This is a genomic window from Novosphingobium beihaiense (genome assembly GCF_022832375.1).
In the GTDB taxonomy this organism is placed as follows: Bacteria; Pseudomonadota; Alphaproteobacteria; order Sphingomonadales; family Sphingomonadaceae; genus Novosphingobium; species Novosphingobium beihaiensis.
In genome coordinates this window covers 13,527-36,273 of the sequence record NZ_JALHLG010000011.1, presented here as the reverse complement: position 1 = coordinate 36,273, position 22,747 = coordinate 13,527, and the positions used below count along the sequence as shown (strand labels likewise).

Below are 22,747 nucleotides of genomic sequence, written 5' to 3'. Positions count from 1 at the left end.
TTCACTCACCCCTCAGGAAAATCTCTTCGATCGCCATATCGAATAGATCGGCGATGCGAAAGGCCAGCGGGAGGGACGGATCGTACTTGCCGGTTTCGATGGCATTAACACTCTGGCGCGAGACTTCCAGCCGCTGCGCCAGATCCTGCTGGCTCCATCCGCGCTCGGCGCGCAGAACCTTGAGGCGGTTCTTCATTGCCCGCGCGCCTTTATCCAGAACTGGCCCAGCCCCATGCCGATGGCCCAGACAGGCACGGCCGCCCAGCCCGGCACATGAGGGACAAGCTCGAACGTTTCGAGAAAGCCCCACAGCGAGGCGATACTCAGCAATCCGCCAAGCCCGATCAACGCAGCGACCACCACACGGTACTTCAGATATTCGTCGGTTTCCTCGACAAGATAGCGCCCCATGGTCCAGATCATCCCGAAGATCGGCAAGACCGGAAGCAAGGCCAGACCATAAGTCCAGACGCCAGGATCCTGCTGATGATTGTACGCCCAGATGGCCGTACCAAGGCCAAGGACATAGGCTATCGAACTGACTCCCATGCCCCGGTTGTACCGCAGCACGGCAGGACTGGCGCAGCCGCCGCGCCGTGCCGCCCGGTTGGCCGAACGGAACAGCGGGATCAGCAAGAGCGAACAGCCGAGCATGATCGCAAAACCGGCCTTTTCTCCCACAATATCAGCAATGCGCAGTGCGGCCAGCACGGCCATGGCCAAGCCGAAACTGATTCCCCAGAATGCGGGCCCGCGGCCGCTCTTGCCAGGCTTGGCAGTATCGATGGCATCGGTCATTTCGAACCCTTTTCAAACAGACAAGCGAAGACGGATCGTCATGCCATCCCCCAGCTTCCGTATTGCACCCGGTTGACGGCCCCGCCGATGGCCAGCCCGATGAACCAGACGACGGCCCACCAATAGGCATCGACATGCGGCACCACGGCGGCCCCTTCCAGAAAGCCCCAGACCGAGGCGGACGCCATCGCCAGCCCGCTTGCGATCATCGCCTGCCGCACCGTCAGCATGCGCTGGAATTCGTCTTGCTCTTCGACGATCAGCCGGCCGATGGCCCAGAATACCCCGGAGATGCAAAACCCCGGCAGGAGCGCGAAGGCGGTACGCGTGAAAACGGACAAGTCATTCTCTTTCGTAAGCGCCGTCTGCAGAGCGAACGTGACGAGGTAGAGGCCCGTGAACAGCAGAACCCGCCTGAGATAGCGCTTCTGCGCCGGGCTCTTCGCGGCATTGCAGATCATCACTGCCCTCCCTTGCGCGCGAAGAGGCCGGGCAGGCGGCACGGGACCTCGCCCCGCAGCGTCATCACTGCAAGGATGGGCAGCACGATGACCAGCGTATCGGCAAGATCCTTCGAGATCAGGCCCTGCGAACCGGCGAACGCAACGAAAAGGATAGCAGCGGCCCATGCGAGGCCACGGAGAATCGGCGTCATGGTCAAGCTCCATTGAATTAATGTAAAGTACACTTGCCATGATTTGCCAGTCTTTGTCAATCCTAGTTTACATAACGTCCTGCACCCTTGTCATCGCACGCTTGCAGGGTGACTTTCCCCATGAATGCCCCTAAACGGGCAGACATGACGCAGCAGCGCACCACGGCGACAACCACCACTACCCGGCATGCCCGGGGACGGTTGGCCGCGGCCTGATCGCGCGAGCCACCGTCGCCCGGGTTCGGGCGGCGTGGCGTCACCTCCCGAACATGCAAAATAAGCTGGCGCCAAAGCTTCACCCGTGCGCGCGCCTGTGCCATGGCCCGCGCACGGCCCGATTGCCAGAAACGGAAAGACGAGTTCGATGTCGCAGATGTTCAAGATCAGCCTGCCCGACGGTTCGGTTCGCGAGATGCCCGAAGGTTCGACCCCGGCGGATGTCGCCGCCGCGATCGGTCCCGGCCTTGCCAAGGCGGCGCTCGCCGCGAAGATCGACGGCGAGCTGGTGGACCTGACCCGGCCCTTCGCGGGCGATGCCCAGCTCGCGCTCGTCACCAGCCGCGACGAGGCCGAGGCGCTGGAACTGGCGCGGCACGACTATGCACACGTGCTGGCCGAGGCAGTACAGGCGCTCTGGCCGGGCACGCAGATCACCTTCGGCCCGGCGACGGACGATGGTTTCTACTACGACGTGATGGCCCCGGCCTCGCGCGAACCGTTCGGCATGGACGATCTTCCCGCCATCGAGGAGAAGATGCGCGAGATCATCAAGGCCGACAAACCGCTGCGCCGCGAGGCCTGGACGCGCCAGCAACTGATCGACAAGTGGACCGCCGACGGCGAGACGTTCAAGGCCGAATGGGCCGCCGAACTGCCGGAGGGCGAGGAACTGACGGTCTACTGGTCCGGCACCGACTGGCTCGACATGTGCCGCGGGCCGCACCTGCCCAGCACCGGCAAGCTCGATCCCCAGGCCTTCAAGCTGATGCGCGTCGCGGGTGCCTATTGGCGCGGCGACCAGAAGAATGCGCAGCTCACGCGCATCTACGGCACCGGCTGGCTCAACAAGAAACAGCTCTCCGCGCACCTCACGCGCCTGGAAGAGGCCGCCAAGCGCGATCACCGCAAGCTCGGCGGCGAGATGGACCTGTTCCACCTCCAGCACGAAGCGCATGGCTCGGTGTTCTGGCACCCCAAGGGCTATGTCATCTACCGCGCGCTGGAAGACTACATGCGCCGCGCCATCGACAGCGCGGGCTGCAAGGAAGTGAAAACCCCGCAAGTGATGGACGCGCGCCAGTGGGAGCAGTCCGGTCACTGGGGCAAGTACCGCGAGAACATGTTCGTCATCCCCGACGAGGCGCCCAACACCGAAGACGATGGCCCGCTGGTCTCGGACGATGCGCAGTGGATGGCCTTGAAGCCGATGAACTGCCCGGCGCACATCCTGATCTTCAAGCAGGGCATCAAGAGCTACCGCGACCTGCCGCTGCGCATCGTCGAGAACGGCTGCTGCCACCGCAATGAGCCGCACGGCGCCCTCCACGGGCTGATGCGTGTGCGCCAGTTCACGCAGGACGACGGGCACATCTTCTGCCGCGAGGACCAGATCGTCTCCGAAGTGCGCGACTTCTGCGAGCTGGCGGACCGCGTCTACAAGGACTTTGGCTTCAAGTACGCGATCAAGCTTGCCCTGCGGCCTGACAACCGCATCGGCAGCGACGAGCTGTGGGACAAGGCCGAAGCCGAACTGCGCGACGCGGTGGTCGATGCAGGCCTTGCTACCGAGGAATACGGCTGGGAGGAATTGCCCGGAGAAGGCGCGTTCTATGCGCCCAAGCTGGAATGGCACCTCACCGATGCGATCGGCCGCACCTGGCAGGTCGGCACGATCCAGTCCGACCGCATGCTGCCCGAACGGCTCGATGCCAGCTATATCGGCGAAGATGGCGAGCGCCACCGCCCGGTCATGCTGCACCGCGCGATCTTCGGCTCCTACGAGCGCTTCATCGGCATCCTGATCGAGCACTTCGCGGGCAGGCTGCCGGTCTGGCTCGCCCCGGTGCAGGCGGTGGTCGCCACCATCGTCTCCGATGCGGACGGCTATGCAACCGACGTGACCGAAAAGCTGAAAGCGGCAGGCGTGCGCGTGGAAACCGATCTTCGCAACGAGAAGATCAACTACAAGGTGCGCGAACACTCGCTGAAGAAAGTCCCGCACTTGCTGGTCGTCGGCAAGCGCGAGGCGGAGGAAGGCACTGTGGCCGTGCGCACGCTGGGCGAACAGCAGCAGCAGGTGATGAGCCTCGACGAAGCCATCGCCCTGCTCCAGCGCGAAGCCACGGCCCCCGACTTGCGGTGACCGTGCGCCCCGGCACGGCGCAGGACGCCCCGCGCGCTTTCGCCATCTGGAAAGCCGCGGTCGAGGCCACGCACGGGTTCCTTTCGGAGGCCGACAGGATCGAGATCGCGGCCATGGTGGAAGGCATGCTCCCACAGGCCCCGCTCTGGATCGCGCAGGACGAGGCCGGAGAGGCGCAAGGCTTCATGATCTTCGCCGACGGCATGATCGAGGCGCTTTTCGTTGATCCGGCGGCGCACGGGCGGGGCCATGGTTCCGCCCTCGTCGCCCATGCGCTGACGCTGGCGCCTGCCGTGCGGGTGGATGCCAACGAACAGGCCGACAACGCCCTGCCCTTCTACGAGGCGAAAGGGTTCGAACGGATCGGCCGTTCAGACCATGATGATTGCGGCCGCCCCTATTCGATCGTCCACTTGCGCTATCGGGCGGCACCGTGATCCGGCCTCGGCTCGCGCAGCAACGCATAACCTGGGTCAGGACTTAGTATCGTGGAAACGAAGTTCACCTCACTCTTCTTCGTCATCCCCGCGCAGGCGGGGATCCCGCTTTTCATGGTGTGACGTCAGGAAAAGCGAGCGGGGCCCCCGCTTTCGCGGGGGCGACGAACATGTAGCGAACTTCAGTTCCGAATAGCTATAGACGCAGCATCCGGGCGGCCAGCACCTTGCCGCCGCCCGGCTCGCGCAGGACCAGCGCGTAGCGGTCGGCATGGGGCACTTTCAGCAGGCGGGCCGACGCGGGAAAAGTCTTCGTCCCGCCCTGCCAGGTGCCCAGACGGCGCTCGCTGAGCACGACATTGGTGTAGGAAATGGTCGCGCCCGCGTTCTCGCCGCGCCCGATGGCCACCGGCGCGCGGGCCTTGAGCGCGAGCAAGACCAGTTCGGCCGGGCGGGCGGCCTTGCCCTCCGCGCGGATGCCGAAAGCGCCATCGCTCTGCTTCGCCACGGCGAGACGGGCGGCAGTGCCCTTTCGCGCCGCGGAGACGAGGCTGCCGATTTCCCGGCCGCGCGAACCGATCGTCGCCGCCTCCCCGTCCACGACCACTTGCGGCGTATAGACCCGTCCGCCACGACCGCCCTTGACCGAATATTCGCGCTGCAATTCGGTGTTTTCGGGCCGCGCCAGCGTGTCCTTCCAGCCAAGCCGGTCCCAGTACGTCACGGGACGCGTTACCACGACCAGCGAGGGATCGGCCGACAAACGCTCTGCCAGACGGTCCGCGGGCGGGCAGGAGGAACACCCCTGACTGGTGAACAGCTCCACCAGCACCGGACGCGCACCGGGCTTCGGCGCGGACTCCGATGCCGCTTGCGTCATCATCGCGGCCCCGCCGAGGAAGACGGCGGCCAGGGCGAAGTTGAGAACGAAGACCTTGCGCATATTCGGGGCGACTCCGAAGGGCCATGTTTGGAAGGAAATACGCCGCGCCCCGGCGAACGGTTACAGCCGCCGCACGGAAAAACCGGAAGGCCCGATCCTTGCCCCCGCCCCGGGACCTGATATGGGGGCATCCCCGGCGGCAGCACAGCACCAAGGCAGCACCATGATCCAACGCGAACTCCTCGATACCGCCTGGGTCCCCGGCGGCGAAAAGCTGGAACTGTTCCGGCACGACCGCGATTTCATGATCGTGCTGGGCCACAACGAGCTGATGTCCAGCCGCAAGTGGGGCTCGGAAGAAGCGCTCGCCACGATGTCCGCCGAACGCATCAAGGGCGCGCAGCAGCCGCATATGCTGATCGGCGGCTACGGCATGGGCTTCACGCTGCGCGCGGCGCTGAAAGTGCTGCCCGCCGATGCGCGGATCACCGTGGTCGAGCTGATGCCCGAAATTATCGAATGGGCGCGCGGCCCGATGAAGGAACTGGAGAACGGCTGCCTCGACGATCCGCGCGTGAACCTGGTGATGGCCGATGTCGCCCCGATCATCGCCGGATCGCAGGGTGAATACGATGCGATCCTGCTCGATGTCGACAATGGCCCGGACGGCCTCGTGCGCGAGGACAACAACGTGCTCTATTCGAATTCCGGCCTGCGCGCGGCGAAAGCGGCGCTGGCGCCCGGCGGCGTGCTGGCGATCTGGTCCGCCGGCCCCGATCCGGCCTTCACCCGCCGCCTGCAGAAGGCCGGGTTCGCCGTCGATGAAGTAAAGGTGGCCGCCCGCAGCAATGGAAAAGGCCCCAAGCATGTTATCTGGTTTGCCCAGATCAAGTAATGACAAAAAAATGGGGCGGCCCGTCACGAGGCAGGGCCGCCCTTTAGTTGGGGAGAAGCGGTTCACACCGGGGCCGTCAAGACGGCGCGGTGCAAGACCGGCAAGGCAACTTCTCCTCCTTTTGCCTCCCCACAACATTGATCCGCATCAATAGGTGCAAACGCATTCAATTTTTTAACAATGATGCAGTCCTGGCGTGGATTTGATCCACGTCAAAGCCCGCAGCCAACTCGAATCAGTACCAAGTCAACAACAGTGTTGATTAAATACTGAACCAGACACGAGGATGGCTGCAATGACGATCTACAACCCGACCCAGTGCCCCCCTGCCTCCGAGATCGACATCCCGGCGATGCACGCGAAGTACCTGAAAGAACGCGACCGCCGCATCCGGAAGAACCACAACGACCAGTACATCTCGGCCGACGGCAAGTACGCGGATATCTACGAAGTCGATCCCTATACGCCCGTCGCCCCGCGCGAGCCGGTGACGGGCGAGACCGACGTGGTGATCCTGGGCGCGGGCTATTGCGGCATGATGGTCGCCGCCCAGCTCAAGAAGGCGGGGATCGACGATTTCTACAACGTCGATCACGGCGGCAACTTCGGCGGCACCTGGTACTGGAACCGCTATCCCGGCATCCAGTGCGACAACGATTCGCTCGTCTACATGCCGCTGCTGGAAGAGACGGGCTACATGCCCTCCAAGAAGTTCGCGGACGGCTACGAGATCCACGATCACTGCCAGATGATCGCCGACACATTTGACCTTCGCAAGAACGCGCTGTTCCACACGCTGATCAAGAACCTGAAGTGGGACCCGGAAATCAACCGCTGGCACGTGGGCACCAACCGCGGCGACGACATCAAGGCGCGCTTCGTGGTGCTGGCCATGGGCCCGCTCAACAAGCCCAAGCTGCCGGGCATCCCCGGCATCGACAAGTTCAAGGGCAAGATCTTCCACACCGCCCGCTGGGACTATGACTATACCGGCGGCGAATGGCGCAATCCGGTGCTCGACAAGCTGGGCGACAAGAAGGTCGCTATCATCGGCACCGGCGCCACCGCGATCCAGGTCGTGCCCTATCTCGCCAAATATGCGGGGCACACTTACGTGGTGCAGCGCACCCCCTCCACGATCGATGCGCGCAACAACCGCCCGATCGATCCCGAATGGTACAAGGCGCAGAAGCCCGGCTGGCAGGAAGAGCGCATCAGGAACTTCCACCATGCCGCGATGGAACGCCTCGCCCCGCAGGAACCCGATCTGGTCGAGGACATCTGGACCGAGATCAGCCGCAACGTGAATGCCGAGCTGGAAGCCGAAGGCTGGCCCGACATCACGCCGGAAGAGTACGCCGCGCGCCGCGAGGTCATGGACTACCGGGTGATGGAACGCCTGCGCAACCGCTGCGACGTGGTGAAGGACGCGAAGACCGCCGAAGCGCTCAAGCCCTATTACCGCTATCTGTGCAAGCGCCCGGCCTCGAACGACGATTTCTACCCGGCGTTCAATCAGGACAATGTCGAACTGATCGACGTCGCCGAGACGCGCGGGCTGGAACAGCTCACCGAAAACGGCTTCATCCATGACGGCGTCGAGTACGAGTGCGACTGCATCATCATGGCCTCGGGCTACGAAGTGACCAACGACCTCGACCGGCGCTGGGGCATCGACACGATCGAGGGCCGCGACGGCATCTCGATCTACGATTACTGGCGCGAGGGCTTCAAGACCTTCCAGGGGATGATGGCGCATAATTTCCCGAACATGTTCTTCACCGGCTTCACGCAGGCGGGCGCCAATGCCTCCAACTCGAAGACTTTCATCGATCAGGGCTTCCACATCGGCTACGTCGCCAGCCAGGCGATCAACCGGGGCATCGGCGTCGTCGAGCCCAGCCAGGAAGCGCAGGACGCCTATATCAAGCACTTGCGCTCGATTGCGGTCGACAATTCCGCCTTCGCCAACGAGTGCACGCCCAGCTACTTCAACAACGAGGGCGACCAGAAGAAGAAGCGCTCGATCTTCGGCGAGCCCTGGGGCGAAGGCTACTATGCCTTCGAGGACATGCTCGCGCAGTGGCGCGGCGACGGCAAGCTGGCAGGCCTGATGCTGACGCCCGAGTCGGCGCTGGAACCCGCAGAGTAAAACACGAACGGCGGGGCGGTCGGTGGGCCGCCCCGATTGCGAGCCCGGGCAAACCGGGCCGGAGGATGCCATGAACAAGCCCGAGACACTCGTCAGCGACGATCTTTCCGAAGCGCTCACGTACCCGGCCGAGGCCTTCACCAGCCGCGAATATGCCGAGGCCGAACCCGAACGGCTGTGGTCCAAAGTCTGGCAGCAGGCGGGCCGCGTCGAGGAGCTGAAACACGTCGGCGACTACATCACCTATAACATCTGCCATGATTCGATCCTGATCGTGCGCGACACGCCCACCACGCTGAAGGCCTTTCACAACGTCTGCCCGCACCGGGGACGCCGACTGGCCGGCAACAATACCGGCGGCGGCCCGAAGACAGTGGCGCAGGACACCGGCGCGCACTCGGCCCGGGGCAACAAGCTGAAATTCGGCTGCAACTACCACGCCTGGACTTTCGGCATGGACGGCCATGCCGCTTACATCCCCGACAGCGAGGACTGGAACGGCGCCGTCGGCTCCCCCGGCGCCTATGCCGCCTGCACCAGCCTGACGCCCGTGCAGGTCGATACCTGGGGTGGCTGGATCTGGATCAACATGGACCTCGAAGCGGGGCCCTTGCGCGAATACCTCGAACCGATCGCGACGCTGATCGACCCGTTCGAGTTCGACAAGATGCGCTACCGTTTCCGCTTCTGGGGTATTTTCGACTGCAACTGGAAAGTCGCGCTCGAAGCCTTTCTGGAGCCCTACCACGTGCAGGGCACGCACCCGCAGCTTATCAAGTACGGCGATTTCTACTCGTTCTCCAAGGCCTTCGGCCTGCACGGTCAGACCGGCTTCGATTCGAAGGCGCACCGCGATGAAGGCTCTGCCGTCGAGACCAGCGTCCACCGCGCGGCGGGCGAAGGCGATCCACGCCACACCATTGCGAACATGCAGCTCGAATACTGGGAAACCATCGGCGCCAGCACCAGCGAGACACTGGTGAAAACCGCCCAGCGCCTGCCCGAAGACCTGCCCGAAGGCACACCCGCCGCCGAAGTCCACAAGTACTGGCTGGAAACCGCAAAGCGCATCGATGCCGAGCGCGGGGTGCCCTGGCCCGAGATCAGCGACGCGCAGATGGCCGCCGCCGGTCTGGCCTTGTCGATCTTCCCGAACGTGAATTTCATCCCGGGCCCAACCTTCTCGCTCGCCTACCGCGTGCGCCCCTACGGCACCGATCCGGACAAGTGCATTTTCGAAGCCGTCGCACTCGACCGCTTCCCCGAAGGCGAAGAGCCGGAGACAGAGTGGACTTACGTCGAGCAGGACCTCGACAAATGGCCCTACGTGATCGCGCAGGACATCTCGAACATGGTCGAGGTGCAGCGCGGCTACAAATCGCGCGGCTTCCGGGGCAACCTTCCCAACCCCTGGCAGGAGCGCAAGGTCACCAACCTGCACCGGGGGCTGGCGAAGTACATGGGCACCGGGGACCTGAAACCGCTGAAGTGACCGCAGCCCAATCCTCCCTGTCGCGCAGCGATGGGGAGGTGGCGCGCACGAAGTGCGTGACGGAGGGGTTTTCTTCCCCCTCCACCACCAGCTTCGCTGGCGGTCCCCCTCCCCGTCGCTACGCGACAGGGAGGATTTTCGACAACGTATCTAACAAAGCCTTAAGCGCGGCTCCGCGCCACCGTCCTACGGACGGATGGACAAGTCCCGCTTCAAACCCACCCCGATCCCGCGCGAGCGGCGCCGCAGCCAGTGCGCGCGCTTTGCGCTGACCAATGCCCGCGGGGAGGCCATCGAAGTCATGGTCCGCGACATCTCGTCCAAAGGCCTCAGCGCCGCCGCGCTGGGCGATGCCCCTGCAATCAACGAAGTGGTGCGCGCGCATCTGGAAGACGGGCGCGAGGTCTGGGGTCTGGTGCGCTGGGCCGAAGGCAACCTGTTCGGCGTCGAGTTCGACACCCGCGGGTGATCCTCACACTGCCGAGCTGAAACGCCGCAGCGAATCCTTGCGATAGGGATCGAAACGCGCCGCGATGGAGCGCGCATAGGGCAAGCCGCCCGGATGGATCACCAGATCCGTGCCGTCCATCTCGCACAGGCCCGCATCGAGATAGCCCCGCAGCGTGGGCAGCGCTTCCCCCTGCAGATCGGGCTCGATCCGGGCGCGGCCCTTGCACAGCAGCGCTTCGATCACCGCGCCGCGCCGCTGGTCTTCCGGCTTACGCACGATCCCGCGATCGGCGGTAAGGTGGCCTTGCGAAAGCATCATGCGATAGCGCCCGGTGTTCTTCTCATTCTGGACGAGCAGCCCCGGAAAACTGCTGATCGCGGAAGAACCAAGACCGATCAGCACTTGCGCCTGATCCTCCGTAAAGCCCTGGAAATTGCGCCGCAGCGTGCCGTTCAGCGCCGCCTGCGCCAGCATGTCCCCGGGCCGGGCGAAGTGATCGAAACCCACCGGGACATAGCCTTGATCGACCAGATAGTCGTGCCCGAACGCCGCCATGCGAAACCGCGTTTCGGCATCGGGCAGCGCGCTGCCGTCGATCTTCTTCTGCCGCGCGATGAGGTGCGGCACATGGGCATAGCCGAAAAACGCCACCCGGTCCGCACCGAGCGCCACCGTCTGTTCCAGCGAGCTGCGCAAGTGATCCATCGTCTGCCCGGGCAGCCCGTACATCAGATCGAAATTGAGCGAACGCACGCCGCTGCTGCGCAGCATGGCGGTGGCATTCTCGATCATCCGGGCAGGCTGGACACGCCCGATCGCCTCCTGCAACGCGGGCTCGAACGTCTGCACCCCCAGGCTCGCGCGCGACATCCCCACGAAGCCAAGCACCGAAGCCCATTCCGGCCCCAGCGTGCGTGGATCGAGTTCGATGGAAAAGGCCGGACGCTCGCCCTCGGTCTGGATGCCGAATTCCAGCGTCAGCGCATCGACGATGCGCACGAAGTCGATCGGCGAAATACCGTTGGGGCTGCCGCCGCCGAACGCTATGCGCGTGATCCGGGCCGCCTTGGGCAGGTGCTCGGCCACCAGCGCGATCTCCTGATGGAGCGCATCGAGATAGCTGGTGACGCGGTCAGTGCGGTTGGCAACACTGGTGTTGCAGCCGCAATACCAGCAGATCTTCTCGCAAAACGGGATGTGCACATAGAGCGAGACGTCACCGTTCTCCCCCGCCAGCGCGGTGGACAGTTCCGTTTCACCAACGCCTTCCGCAAACTCCGCCGCTGTCGGGAAGCTCGTATAACGCGGCACGGGAACGGCCAGCAGGTCGGGGTAATACGTCCACATGCTCAGGGTAATCGCTTAAGCGACAGCGAAGATCATTGCGATCGATCAAGCCGCTTGCGCGAGGATCCGGTGTGGCAGCCCTTGGCACAGCAGGGCCCCTGTGCAGGCCCCGGAGGGCCTTCCGCAGGGGCACCTGGGATCGACACGACCCCGCCGCCGCACAGCGGCACGATGATGCCACGCGCCTCGGCCTCAAGCGGGCCGAGCATCGCCGGAAGCATCGCCAGCGTGCCCAGAAGAGCAAGGTCGCGCTTCACTGGCCGTCTTCCTCCTCGTCGATAAGGATGCGGTTGGCGGCCCCGTCCAGATCTTCGAACTGGCCGCTTTTCATCGCCCAGAAGAATGCGGCGAGGCCCACCAGGCCCATCAGCAGCGCCAGCGGGATCAGGAACCCCAGAATGCTCATGCCGCATCGTCCCGCCCCGCGGCGCGCGCCAGCCGCAGCGAATTGCTCACGACCAGCAGCGAGCTGGCCGACATGGCGACGGCCGCGATCAGCGGCGTGACGAAGCCGAAAATGGCCAGCGGCACCGCCAGCATGTTGTAGAGCGCGGCCAGCACGAAGTTCTGCCGCACGATGCCCATCGTGGCGCGCGCGACTTTCACGGCCAGCGCCACCGGCATGAAACGCTCGCCCACGAAGACCGCATCGGCTGCCTGCTGGCTGACGTCACTGGCCCCGCCCGGCGCGATCGAGACATGGGCGCCTGCCAGCGCAGGCCCGTCGTTGAGCCCGTCTCCGACCATCAGCACTTTGTGACCGGCTGCGGCGCGCTCGCCCAGCAAGTCCAGCTTGTCCGAGGGGATCATGCCGCCGGTGGCGGGAATGCCCAGCTTCGCGCCGACTTGCGCCACCGTTTCCACGCGGTCGCCCGAGGCGATGCCGGAGGACACGCCCTGCGCCGCCAGTGCGGCAATCGTCTCGCCCACATCGGGGCGCAGCGGATCGGCAAAAGCGATGCGCGTGCGGGCGCCATCGATGAGCAGGTCCACCGAGAGCCCGGCCGTCTCGGCCTCGGGGCGCACCAGAGCCACATCATGCCCCTGGAACCGCGCGGTCATGCCCATGCCTGCGGTCTCGGCCAGATCGTCAAGCACGGCGGGCTCGGTTCCGGCATCGCGCAGCGCCTTGGCCAGCCCCCGGCTGAGCGGATGGCGGCTGCCCTGCGCCAAAGCCAGTGCCAGCGAACGCGCTTGCGGATCGAGCTCACCAATATCTGCCGGGCGCGGTTCACCGAGCGTGAGCGTGCCGGTCTTGTCGAACAGGGCCTCATCCACTTCGGCCAGCCGTTCGAGCGCGGAACCGTCCTTGATCAGCAGCCCGCGCTTCATCAGCGCCCCGGCGGCCACGACCTGTGCCGCTGGAACCGCGAGCCCGAGCGCGCAGGGGCACGTGATGATCAGCACCGCGACGGCAATCGTCAGTGCATGATAGACGCCCGCTCCGGCCAGCATCCAGCCACAGAAGCTCAGGAACGCAAGGCTGTGCACGGCAGGCGCGTAAATGCGCGAGGCCTTGTCGGCAATGCGCACATAGCGCGAGCGCGACTGGCCCGCCTCGTCCATGAGCCGTGCGATGTCCGCCAGCGCGGTATCCTGTGCGGCGGCGGTGACTTTTACCTGCACCGGATTGCCGAGATTGATCATCCCGGCATGGATCGTATCGCCCGGCCCGGCAGGGCGCGGCTGGCTTTCGCCGGTCAGCATCGAGGAATCGACCGTGGTGCGCCCTTCCACCACTTGGCCATCGGCGGCGAGCGATTCCCCGGCGGCGACCAGCATGACCATGCCCGGCGCCAGCCTTTCCGCCTCGGTATAAAGCGTCGAGCCGTCCGGCTGCATCACATGCGCGCCCCGGCCCATGCGGCCGAGCAGCGAGGCGATCCCCGAGCGCGCGCGGCTGCGCATCATCGCATCGAGCACGCGCCCTGCCAGCAGGAAGAACAGCAGCATGACCGCGCCATCGAAATAGGCATGCGGCCCGCCGATGACCGTCTCGTACAGACTGAGCCCGGTGGCCAGCAGCACGCCGATAGAAATCGGCACGTCCATGTTGGTGCGCCGGTACCGCAGCGCCATCAGCGCCGAAGCGAAGAACGGCCGCCCCGCATAGGCAATCACCGGAATCGCGATCAGTGCGCTGATCAGGTGGAACATCTCGCGCGTCACCGCGTCCGCTCCCGCCCAGACGCTGACCGAAAGCAGCATGATATTCATCATGCCGAAGCCCGCGACCGCCAAGGCGCGCAGCAACCGTCTGGTCTCCGCATCGTCACGGCCCAGCGGATTGTCGGCAGCGCGTTCCGCCTCGAAGCCGAGCTTGCGCAGTTCCTCGATAATGCCGTCTTCGGTCAGCGAGGGAGCATGGCTTACCGCCACCCGCTTGGCCGAGAAGTTGACGCGCGCGGCGGCCACGCCCGGAACTGCGGAAAGCCCGCGCTCGACTTTGCCGATGCATCCAGCGCAGCGCATGCCGGGCACGGTAAAGCGGCTGTCGATGCAGGCCTCGCCCGCCTCCAGGCCGGGCTTCAGATCGGGTGTGGGCGCATTCATGGGACCGGCTGCCCCATCACCTCCAGCCCCTCGACCTGATCCTCCCCGCGCCAGGACTTTCCATCCGCCTCGATATCGAAGCGCAGGATCCAGCGGCCTTCGGGCAGCGCCTTATCGCTAACGTAAGTGCCGTCGGCATGCTTGTCGAAAGTGAGGGCGATATCGTCCTTACGGCCCAGCGGGTGGCGCGCCACGGCCTTTACCGTGGGATAGGCAGGCACGCCGGACAGCGCGGCGGCCAGGTGGCCATCGGCGCGGCGTTCCACATCGACTTTCCAGCCCAGCGCCTTTTCCTTCGCCGCTTCATCCAGCCAGCGGTTGAAATGCTGGCTGGCGACATAGGAATTCTCGACCACGATGCCGCCGAAAGTCGATGTGGCGAGCCCGGCCATCAGGAAATTCACGCCGAACACGATGCCGAAACCGCCCACAAGGATCAGCGTCATGTGCTTGCCGGTAAACGGTTTGCGGCGGGGGGCTTGCTGGCTGCTCATCACTGTCCTTCCGGCGTGTCGAACTGAACTTCCGATTCGTCCTTCTCGCGGGCGTTTCCTGCCGCCTGGAGCTTGAATGTAAAGTCCTGCGAGGCGGTATCGGATGGCGCCACGACATAGACGCGCACACTTTGCGTCTCGTCCGCGGGCACCGCGCGGGTCAGTGCCCGGGCCGCGTCCTCACGCGCCATGTCCTCGGTCCACATGGCCGCGCCGGGCAGCCCCTCGATGGTGATTTCCATCTGGCGCGGGCGGCCTTCCATGTTGCGCAGGCGCAGCGTGTAGGCATTGCGGATCGAACCGTCGCTCATCAGGATATAGGGCGGGTTGCGGTCCTTGGCGACCGTCAGGTCGGTGTGAATACGGGTGCCGAGCAGGAACAGCAGCGCCAGGCCGATCCCGGCCCAGACGCAGAAATAGAGGATCGTGCGCGGGCGCCAGATCAGCTTGAGATGGCGCGTCGGCTCCTGCCCGGCCTTTTCGCGTTCGGCATCTTCCAGCGTGGCATAGTCGATCAGCCCGCGCGGGCGGCCGGTTTCCTTCATCACCCGGTCACAGGCATCGATGCATAGCGCGCAAGTGATACAGCCAATCTGCGTACCCTGGCGGATGTCGATGCCGGTCGGGCAAACCGCAACGCACTGGTTGCAGTCGATACAGTCCCCGAACTGGCCGGGGTTCTTCTCGGCCTTTTTGACGCTGCCGCGCGGTTCGCCGCGCCAGTCCTTGTAAGTGACGATCAGGCTCTTTTCATCGAGCATCGCCGTCTGGATGCGCGGCCAGGGGCACATGTAAATGCAGACCTGCTCACGCATGAAGCCGCCGAGCACGAACGTCGTCATCGTCAGCACGAAGACCGTGCCGTAAGCGACCGGCGCAGCAGTGCCGGTCCAGAATTCGTGATGCAGCGTGGGCGCATCGGCAAAGTAGAAGATCCACGCGCCGCCGGTGGCGAAGCTTATCGCGAGGTAGACCGCCCACTTGGCCAGGCGCCGGGCGATCTTGGCCGGGCCCCAGGGCGCCTTGTAGAGGCGGAAGCGGGCATTGCGATCGCCATCGAAAAAGCGGTCAACATGCTGGAACAGATCGGTCCAGACCGTCTGCGGGCAGGCATAGCCGCACCAGGCGCGGCCGACCGCGCTGGTCACGAGGAACAGCCCGATCCCGGCCATGATCAGCAGACCGGCCACGAAGTAGAACTCCTGCGGCCAGATCTCGATGCTGAACATGTAGAACCGGCGGTGCGCAAGGTCGATGAGAACAGCCTGATCCGGCGCATAGGGCCCCCGGTCCCACCGGATCCACGGCGTGATCCAGTAGATCGCCAGGCACATCACCATGATCGCCCACTTAACGCGCCGGAACTTGCCGTCGATGCGCCGGTTGAAGACCGGCTCGCGCTTGGCATAGAGCCCCAGGGGCTCGTCTTCCGGCTTGATGGCTGCAGGCTTGTTCATGTCCTTGGTCCGCTCGTTCAATCATTCTGGGGGCTGAGCGGCCCGGGAGACGTTGCGACCCGTCCCGGGAAACCGCGGTCTATTCGACCGCGGCTGCCTCAGCTCCCGTTTCCGTTCCGGCTGGTGCCGGAGCGAATTCCTCGCCGCCGCCCAGCGAGTGGACGTAGGCTGCCAGCATCTTGATCGTCACCGGATCGAGGCGGGTGCCCCAGGCCGGCATCACGCCATGGCGCGGGTTCGATATCTGGCTGCTGACCGCGTCGCGATTGCCTGCATAGAGCCAGATCGCATCGGCCAGGTTCGGCGCACCGAACTGACGGCTGCCCTTGCCTTCAGGCCCGTGGCAGATGGCGCAGTTCGCCTCGAACACGGCCCGGCCCCGCTGCGAGGCGGCGCTGGGCTTTTCCCGGCCCGAAAGCGACAGGACGAAGCTCGTCGTGTCCTGAATCTGGGCCGGGGTCAGCAACCCGTCCCGTCCGAACGCGGGCATTTCGCTCACCCGCGTTTCGTCGTCGCCGGGCTGGCGGACGCCGTGGATCAGCGTCTGCTGAATGGCCTGGAGATCGCCGCCCCAGAGCCAGTCGTCGTCGTTGAGGTTGGGAAAGCCGCTCGAACCGGCGGCCCCGGCGCCGTGGCACTGGACGCAGTTGACCTTGAAGGCCGCTGCGCCGCCCGCCACTGCCGCGCGCATCAGCTCGGGATGCTGGGGCAATTGCTCGATCGGCATGTCCTTGAGCGCCGCCACGGTCTTGGCCCGCTCGGCAGCGGCGGACTTCAACTCGTCGTCGAGCTGGCCGCGGCTGGACCAGCCCAGCATCCCCTCGGTCGCCTTGTGAAGCCCGGGCAGTGCCGGATAGGCAATCACATAGCCGATCGAGAACAGGATCGTCAGGTAGAAGGTCCAGAGCCACCAGCGGGGCAGCGGCGTGTTGAGTTCCTCGATCCCGTCCCACTCATGGCCGACGGTTTCGGTGTTCGTGGCTGCATCGACGCGCTTGTTAGCCATCGTTTTCGTCCTTGAAGATCATGTTCGCCGCCTCGGAATTCCGCTCACGCGCGCCCGGCCGGAAAGGCCAGGCGATCAGCGCGACGAAGACCAGCAGCATCACCAGCAGGCCGTAGCTGTCGGCCAGGTGCCGCAGCATGTCGTATGTCGAGTGCATGCTCATCGGCCGTGCTCCGAAGCCAGCTCTTCCTGAGCCGCCGCCCCGTCGACATCGACCAGCGTGCCGAGCATCTGCAGGTACGCGACCAGCGCGTCCATCTCGGTCAGCCGCGAGGGATCGCCATCGAAATCGCGGATCTGCGCCTTCGGATAGCGGGCCTCAAGATCCCCCGCATCCGCTTCAGGATCGGCCTGGGCCTTGAGATCGGCCGCGGCCATCTCAACGTCCTTGTCCGTATAGGGCACACCCACTTCGCGCAGCGCGGTGAGGTTCGCCTTGATGTCCGGAACGGTGAGGTCCGCCTCGGCCAGGAAGCCGTATTGCGGCATGACCGATTCGGGCACCACCGACTGCGGGTTCTTGAGATGCTGCACGTGCCACTCGTCCGAGTAGCGCTTGCCCACGCGTGCCAGATCAGGCCCGGTGCGCTTGGAACCCCACTGGAACGGATGGTCGTACATCGATTCCGCAGCCAGACTGTAGTGCCCGTAGCGCTCCACCTCGTCACGGAAGGGGCGGATCATCTGGCTGTGGCAGACATAGCACCCTTCGCGCACGTAGATATCGCGCCCGGCCTGTTCGAGCGGCGTGTAGGGCCGCATGCCGTCCACTTTCTCGATCGTATTGTCGATCCAGAACAGCGGCGCGATCTCGACGATGCCGCCGATGGCAACCGTGATCAGCGCACCAATGCCGAGCAGCGTGACGTTCTTTTCGAGCTTCTTGTGGCGCTCAACGATGGAAGTCATGATTCTATTCCTTTCGTCGCGCTTATTCGGCAGCAGCCAGGATCGGCCGGTCGGTGGCAGGATCGTAGGCAGCATCGTGCATCGGCGCTTCGTCGCGCAGCTTGCCCGCGATCGTCTTCCACACGTTGATGACCATCAGGACACCGCCCGTGAGGTAGAGCAGCCCGCCGAAGGCGCGCAGCGCGTACATCGGGTGGAGCGCGGCGACGGTATCGGCGAAGCTGTTCACCAGATAGCCGTCCGGCCCGTATTCCCGCCACATCAGGCCCTGGGTGATACCGGCGACCCACATGCTGGCGGCGTAGAAGACGATCCCGATCGTCGCGAGCCAGAAGTGCCAGTTGACCATGCGCAGCGAGTAGAGGCGTTCGCGGCCCCACAGGCGCGGCGTCAGGTAGTAGATCGCGCCGAAGGTGATCATGCCATTCCAGCCCAGCGCGCCGGAGTGGACGTGACCGATGGTCCAGTCGGTATAGTGCGAGAGCGAATTGACGCTCTTGATCGACATCATCGGGCCTTCGAACGTGCTCATGCCGTAGAAGGCCACCGACATGATCATCATGCGGATGATCGGATCGGTGCGCACTTTGTCCCAGGCGCCGTTGAGCGTCATCAGGCCGTTGATCATGCCGCCCCAGCTCGGCATCCACAGCATGATCGAGAAGACCATGCCCAGCGTCTGCGCCCAGTCGGGCAGCGCGGTGTAGTGCAAGTGGTGCGGGCCCGCCCAGATGTAGAGGAAGATCAGCGCCCAGAAGTGAATGATCGACAGGCGGTAGCTGTAGATCGGACGCTCGGCCTGCTTGGGCACGAAGTAGTACATCATGGCGAGGAAGCCCGCGGTCAGGAAGAAGCCCACCGCGTTGTGACCGTACCACCACTGCACCAGCGCGCCCTGCACGCCCGAGAACAGCGGATAGCTCTTCGACCCAACAAAGCTGACCGGCACGTCGAGATTGTTGACGATGTGCAGCATCGCAATGGTCAGGATGAAGGCAAGGTAGAACCAGTTGGCAACGTAGATGTGCGGTTCATGGCGCTTCACGATCGTGCCGACGAAGACCAGCAGGTAGCAGACCCAGACGATCGTCAGCCACCAGTCCACGTACCATTCCGGTTCGGCATATTCCTTGGACTGGGTGATGCCCAGCAGATAGCCGGTCGCAGCCAGCACGATGAAGAGCTGATAGCCCCAGAACACGAACCTCGCCATGGCCGGAAAGGCCAGACGCGCGCGGCAAGTGCGCTGCACGACGTAAAAGCTCGACGCGATCAGGGCATTGCCGCCAAACGCGAAAATCACCGCCGAGGTATGCAGCGGCCGCAAGCGGCTGAAATTGAGGTACGGTTCCAGATTGAGCACCGGCCAGGTGAGCTGCAGGGCGATGAACAGCCCGGCGGCGAATCCCGCAATGCCCCAGAATACCGTCGCGATGACGCCCCAGCGGACCGGATCGTCATCGTATTTGCTCTGATCGGGCATCTTGAGAATGCCGCGCGCGATGGCCGAATAATCGGCCCCGCTGATCGTGAACCACACGGCGATCAGCGCGGCCAGCGCGACGATACCCATGTGAATGGCGAAACCCCCATCCGCCGCAAGCGCGACCCCGATGACGGCAAGGAAGAGCACTGCAAGCCACAAGCCTGCCCGTGCAAGGACCGTTACCATATGCCTTCTCTTTCGAGATTGTTGCTGAACCTGTTGCCGCCTTGGAGAGTATCACGAACAGCCGCATTGATAACGATCAAAATGGGCCCGGTCTGAAAAACATATGAAATTACCTGAATTTGCGCCCGATCAATTCATGTTCGAGGCAAGTAGAAGAGATGGTAAAGTCGCAGCCGCCCAAGAGGGGGGATCGCACGGTGCGGCCCCGGCGGCAATGGAAGATAGAACTATGCGCAAGATCATGATGCTCGCCGCGCTTAGCGCGACTACCGCAATTGCCACTCCGGCCATGGCTGGCAGTCCCGATGGCAAGATTCAGGTCAAGGTACTTGGCACGGCCGTTCTGCCCGATGGCGGAATTGACAAGATCAAGTATGTCGATCCCGCTCTCGCAACAACTCTTGATGGCATGGGCGTCAGCGACATCGATACGAAGGCCAACGACAATGTCGTGCCGACGATCGCGATCGAATACTTCTTCACCAAGAACATCTCGGTCGAAACGATTTGCTGCCTCACCCAGCACCACGTCAATGGCGCAGCCGATCTGGCCGGTACCAATCTGGTCAACCATGTGCTGATCCTGCCCGCCACCGTGACGGCCAAGTACCACCTCGACATGGGCGGCCCGATCAAGCCTTATGTCGGCGCCGGTCCGTCGATCTTCTTCGTCTTCGACGAAAAGCCCGGTGCGACCGCCCAGGCACTGGGCGTGGACAAGGTGAAGATGTCGAACTCGTTCGGCGTGGCCCTGCAGGGCGGCGTGGACATCGCCTTGGGTGACAGCGGCTTCGGCCTCTCGATCGATGCCAAGAAGTACTTCATGAAGCCGACCGCGAAATTCTACGCGGCGGGAACCAAGGTCCTCGAAACCAAGCACGACCTTGATCCCTGGGTTCTCAGCGCGGGCCTTGCATACCGCTTCTGAACCGGTTTCAGTTCTTTAACAAAGCGCAGAAGGGGAGCTGGAAGGCTCCCCTTTTCCGTTTCTTTCCGATGGATCATACCGGCACGGCCTGCTCCCGAAATCTCATTGTGCATTGCACCTTAAGCGCAGGCATGCACTTATGGCGGGCATGACAGGTGAGCTTCCGCTTCCAGCACGCCCGCGTCTCGTGGGCGTCGCCAATTTCGCCCTGGCCAGTCTCAACAGGCTTTCCGTCCTTCCCGATACCCCGCTCGATCTCGATGCGCTGACGGAGACGGCACGGCGGCAAACCGGCCTCGACGACTTTGGCGACCCCTGGTTCCTGCGCCCCATGGAAGTCCTGATCGAAGCGATCCGCGCGGAAGCCGCTCTCAACGATCTCGGCCATTTCGCCGCTGTCGGGCAGTTCCTGAAAGTGCTGCGCGAACGGCTTTGGACCGAGCACTGGTTCAACACGCACGAGGATATCGAGGCCGAACCGCTGGCACCCCCGGTCATCGTGGTGGGGCCGATGCGCTCGGGCACGACCCGGCTGCACCGCCTGTTGGCGGCCGACGACCGTTTCGAGCACATGCGCTTCTTCGAAACCGTCTGCCCGGTGCCCCGGCCCGGTTTCCGGCCCGGCCGCCGCGATCCCCGGCCGCGCCAGGCCGGGCGGCTGCTCTCCACGGTGCACCGGCTCAATCCGCGCACAGCCATGATCCACCCCACCGGGCCATTCGAACCCGAAGAGGAACTGGGCCTGCTGGTGCAGTCCGCCTGGGGCATGAAGCACGAGGCGCAGTGGCGCGTGCCGAGCTACGGCGAATGGATCGAGACGGAAGATGCCACGCCCGCCTACCGCCACCTGGCCCGCCTGCTGAAACTGGTGCGCTGGGCCCGCGGCAGCGGCCAGAGCCGCAGGCCCTGGGTCCTCAAGACACCCCAGCACATGCTGGACCTGCCCGCCCTGCTCCAGGTTTTTCCCGATGCGAAGCTGATCTTCATCCACCGCGACCCGTCGAAGGTCGTGGGCAGCAGCTGCTCGCTGGTGTGGAATCAGATGACGATCCATTCCGACAGCGCGGACCCGCACTGGATCGGCGAACACTGGCTCGACAAGACCAGCCTCCAGATCGACCGGATGCAGGCGGCGCGCGGCGGCATCCCGCCGCATCAGCGAATCGATGTGCTCTACCGCGATATGGATGCAGACTGGGAAGCGGTGATGCGCCGGGTCTATCACTTCCTCGATATCGAGATCGCCCCGGCCTTGCCCGGCATGCGCCGCTATGTGGAGCGGGCGAAAGGCCAGCACCGCTGGCAGCGCCACCGCTACGAGCTGGCCAGCTTCGGCCTCGATCACAGGACAGTACGCAGCCGTTTCGAGCGCTATGCCAGCGATTTCGACCTGCACCCCCGGCCCGCGCAGCCCGAGGTCAGAGCCGTGGTGTCAGGTCCGCGCCGGGCGATGGCTTAAGCACGCGCCCGCATTGCAGAACTTTCAGGGAAACGGCAGCCAGATCAACCGGCTTCGGCAACCAGCGCCTCGAAATCGAGGATCGTCACGTCGCGGCGCGAAGGCAGATCGATCACGCCTTCGTTCTTCAGCCGCGTGAACTGGCGGCTCACCGTTTCGATCGTCAGGCCCAGCACGTCGGCAATCTGCTGGCGCGAAAACGGCAGCACGACATGGCGTTCATTGGGCTTGTTCAAATCGGTTTTGCAGCCCGAACCGGTCAGGCGCTCGGCCATTTCGATCAGGAAGCTGGCCATCTTTTCCGAGGCCGACTTGCGCCCCAGCAGCAGCATCCAGCGCCGGGTGCGGTCCAGCTCGCCCAATGTGCGTTCGAGCAGCTTGTGCTCCAGCTTGGGATGCTCGCGCGCGAAGGCATCGAAATCGCGCCGCGAAAAGACACAAACCTTGGCATCGGTCAGCGCGGTCACGCCATGGCCGGATTTGCCGCCGAACGGACGCCCGATGAAGTCGGACGGATAGACCACTCCCACGATCTGTTCGCGCCCGTCTTCGGTGTTGGTCGAGAGCTTGAGAACGCCTTCGATGACATTGGCGACGAGGACCGAGTCCTCGCCCTCCCAGATCAGCGATTCGCCGGACACGATCTTGCGGGTCCGCCCGATCGAATTGAGGGCTTCCAGCTCGCCGGTATCGAGCGAAGCGCAGATCGCCCGGTTCCGGACAACGCAAAGGTCACATGTGGACATAATGTATCGGGCACCAACGTCGCAGGATCGCCTTAAACGGCTCCGTTAGCG

24 protein-coding genes are annotated in these 22,747 nt (G+C 64.3%); 8 read left to right on the top strand and 16 right to left on the bottom strand.

Annotated features, from left to right (window positions below; all coding sequences use genetic code 11):
- Position 1: 1 nt before the first annotated feature.
- The 4 genes from MTR66_RS09740 to MTR66_RS09725 are packed head-to-tail and all read right to left on the bottom strand — an operon-like array spanning position 2 to position 1,453.
- Entirely contained in the window at positions 2-196 is a 195-nt protein-coding gene (locus MTR66_RS09740) for a helix-turn-helix transcriptional regulator (RefSeq protein ID WP_243920341.1), read from the bottom strand.
- The gene (locus MTR66_RS09735) at positions 193-798 is read right to left on the bottom strand and encodes a hypothetical protein (RefSeq protein ID WP_243920339.1); all 606 of its coding nucleotides are present in this window, start codon (positions 796-798) and stop codon (positions 193-195) included. Before MTR66_RS09735 ends, MTR66_RS09740 begins: the two co-directional genes overlap by 4 nt.
- A 38-nt stretch (positions 799-836) precedes the next feature.
- The gene (locus MTR66_RS09730; protein WP_243920337.1) at positions 837-1,259 is read right to left on the bottom strand and encodes a hypothetical protein; all 423 of its coding nucleotides are present in this window, start codon (positions 1,257-1,259) and stop codon (positions 837-839) included.
- Positions 1,259-1,453 carry a hypothetical protein gene (locus tag MTR66_RS09725; protein ID WP_243920335.1) on the bottom strand — a complete coding sequence of 65 codons (195 nt, stop codon included), beginning with the start codon at positions 1,451-1,453 and terminating at the stop codon, positions 1,259-1,261. The genes MTR66_RS09730 and MTR66_RS09725 overlap by 1 nt, the downstream gene beginning before the upstream one ends.
- A gap of 364 nt (positions 1,454-1,817) precedes the next feature.
- On the opposite strand from MTR66_RS09725, the gene thrS reads away from it, so the two are divergent.
- On the top strand, positions 1,818-3,815 hold the full coding sequence (thrS, locus tag MTR66_RS09720) for a threonine--tRNA ligase (RefSeq protein WP_243920334.1): 1,998 nt from the start codon (positions 1,818-1,820) through the stop codon (positions 3,813-3,815).
- Positions 3,812-4,252 (top strand): acetyltransferase, encoded by a 441-nt coding sequence (locus MTR66_RS09715; RefSeq protein ID WP_243920332.1) that lies wholly within the window; start codon positions 3,812-3,814, stop codon positions 4,250-4,252. The genes thrS and MTR66_RS09715 overlap by 4 nt, the downstream gene beginning before the upstream one ends.
- Positions 4,253-4,448: 196 nt before the next feature.
- Here MTR66_RS09715 and MTR66_RS09710 read toward each other — a convergent pair whose 3' ends face one another.
- A complete protein-coding gene (locus MTR66_RS09710; RefSeq protein WP_243920330.1) occupies positions 4,449-5,195 on the bottom strand; it encodes a DUF1223 domain-containing protein in 747 nt (248 codons plus the stop codon).
- A gap of 163 nt (positions 5,196-5,358) precedes the next feature.
- Here MTR66_RS09710 and MTR66_RS09705 point away from each other — a divergent pair, with 163 nt between their 5' ends.
- The 4 genes from MTR66_RS09705 (at position 5,359) to MTR66_RS09690 (ending at position 10,143) form a co-directional block, all read left to right on the top strand.
- Positions 5,359-6,030 (top strand): spermidine synthase, encoded by a 672-nt coding sequence (locus tag MTR66_RS09705; RefSeq protein ID WP_243920328.1) that lies wholly within the window; start codon positions 5,359-5,361, stop codon positions 6,028-6,030.
- Between the two features lie 295 nt (positions 6,031-6,325).
- The gene (locus MTR66_RS09700; protein WP_243920326.1) at positions 6,326-8,182 is read left to right on the top strand and encodes a flavin-containing monooxygenase; all 1,857 of its coding nucleotides are present in this window, start codon (positions 6,326-6,328) and stop codon (positions 8,180-8,182) included.
- Between the two features lie 70 nt (positions 8,183-8,252).
- Positions 8,253-9,674 carry an aromatic ring-hydroxylating oxygenase subunit alpha gene (locus MTR66_RS09695; RefSeq protein ID WP_243920318.1) on the top strand — a complete coding sequence of 474 codons (1,422 nt, stop codon included), beginning with the start codon at positions 8,253-8,255 and terminating at the stop codon, positions 9,672-9,674.
- Positions 9,675-9,870: 196 nt separating this feature from the next.
- The gene (locus MTR66_RS09690; protein WP_243920316.1) at positions 9,871-10,143 is read left to right on the top strand and encodes a histidine kinase; all 273 of its coding nucleotides are present in this window, start codon (positions 9,871-9,873) and stop codon (positions 10,141-10,143) included.
- Positions 10,144-10,146: 3 nt separating this feature from the next.
- Here MTR66_RS09690 and hemN read toward each other — a convergent pair whose 3' ends face one another.
- From hemN to ccoN, 10 genes are all read right to left on the bottom strand, one after another.
- Entirely contained in the window at positions 10,147-11,472 is a 1,326-nt protein-coding gene (gene hemN / locus MTR66_RS09685; protein ID WP_243920314.1) for an oxygen-independent coproporphyrinogen III oxidase, read from the bottom strand.
- Positions 11,473-11,504: 32 nt separating this feature from the next.
- Complete coding sequence (locus MTR66_RS09680) at positions 11,505-11,729, bottom strand: hypothetical protein (protein ID WP_243920312.1); 225 nt, start codon at positions 11,727-11,729, stop codon at positions 11,505-11,507.
- Entirely contained in the window at positions 11,726-11,878 is a 153-nt protein-coding gene (gene ccoS / locus MTR66_RS09675; RefSeq protein WP_243920311.1) for a cbb3-type cytochrome oxidase assembly protein CcoS, read from the bottom strand. The genes MTR66_RS09680 and ccoS overlap by 4 nt, the downstream gene beginning before the upstream one ends.
- Positions 11,875-14,025: a heavy metal translocating P-type ATPase gene (locus tag MTR66_RS09670; RefSeq protein ID WP_243920309.1), complete on the bottom strand. Its 2,151-nt coding sequence runs from the start codon at positions 14,023-14,025 to the stop codon at positions 11,875-11,877. The genes ccoS and MTR66_RS09670 overlap by 4 nt, the downstream gene beginning before the upstream one ends.
- On the bottom strand, positions 14,022-14,519 hold the full coding sequence (locus tag MTR66_RS09665) for a FixH family protein (RefSeq protein ID WP_243920307.1): 498 nt from the start codon (positions 14,517-14,519) through the stop codon (positions 14,022-14,024). The genes MTR66_RS09670 and MTR66_RS09665 overlap by 4 nt, the downstream gene beginning before the upstream one ends.
- The gene (ccoG, locus tag MTR66_RS09660) at positions 14,519-15,976 is read right to left on the bottom strand and encodes a cytochrome c oxidase accessory protein CcoG (protein WP_243920304.1); all 1,458 of its coding nucleotides are present in this window, start codon (positions 15,974-15,976) and stop codon (positions 14,519-14,521) included. Before ccoG ends, MTR66_RS09665 begins: the two co-directional genes overlap by 1 nt.
- Positions 15,977-16,055: 79 nt before the next feature.
- Complete coding sequence (gene ccoP / locus MTR66_RS09655; RefSeq protein WP_243920302.1) at positions 16,056-16,982, bottom strand: cytochrome-c oxidase, cbb3-type subunit III; 927 nt, start codon at positions 16,980-16,982, stop codon at positions 16,056-16,058.
- Positions 16,975-17,145, bottom strand: coding sequence for a cbb3-type cytochrome c oxidase subunit 3 (locus MTR66_RS09650; protein ID WP_243920300.1), 171 nt, complete (start codon positions 17,143-17,145; stop codon positions 16,975-16,977). Before MTR66_RS09650 ends, ccoP begins: the two co-directional genes overlap by 8 nt.
- Positions 17,142-17,891 carry a cytochrome-c oxidase, cbb3-type subunit II gene (gene ccoO, locus MTR66_RS09645; RefSeq protein ID WP_243920298.1) on the bottom strand — a complete coding sequence of 250 codons (750 nt, stop codon included), beginning with the start codon at positions 17,889-17,891 and terminating at the stop codon, positions 17,142-17,144. The genes MTR66_RS09650 and ccoO overlap by 4 nt, the downstream gene beginning before the upstream one ends.
- Positions 17,892-17,913: 22 nt before the next feature.
- Entirely contained in the window at positions 17,914-19,563 is a 1,650-nt protein-coding gene (ccoN, locus tag MTR66_RS09640) for a cytochrome-c oxidase, cbb3-type subunit I (protein WP_243920296.1), read from the bottom strand.
- A gap of 229 nt (positions 19,564-19,792) precedes the next feature.
- On the opposite strand from ccoN, the gene MTR66_RS09635 reads away from it, so the two are divergent.
- A complete protein-coding gene (locus MTR66_RS09635; RefSeq protein ID WP_243920294.1) occupies positions 19,793-20,491 on the top strand; it encodes an OmpW/AlkL family protein in 699 nt (232 codons plus the stop codon).
- A gap of 148 nt (positions 20,492-20,639) precedes the next feature.
- Positions 20,640-21,950: a sulfotransferase family protein gene (locus MTR66_RS09630; protein WP_243920292.1), complete on the top strand. Its 1,311-nt coding sequence runs from the start codon at positions 20,640-20,642 to the stop codon at positions 21,948-21,950.
- A 44-nt stretch (positions 21,951-21,994) separates the two neighbouring features.
- Here MTR66_RS09630 and MTR66_RS09625 read toward each other — a convergent pair whose 3' ends face one another.
- Positions 21,995-22,696 (bottom strand): Crp/Fnr family transcriptional regulator, encoded by a 702-nt coding sequence (locus tag MTR66_RS09625; protein ID WP_243920290.1) that lies wholly within the window; start codon positions 22,694-22,696, stop codon positions 21,995-21,997.
- Between the last annotated feature and the right edge of the window lie 51 nt (positions 22,697-22,747).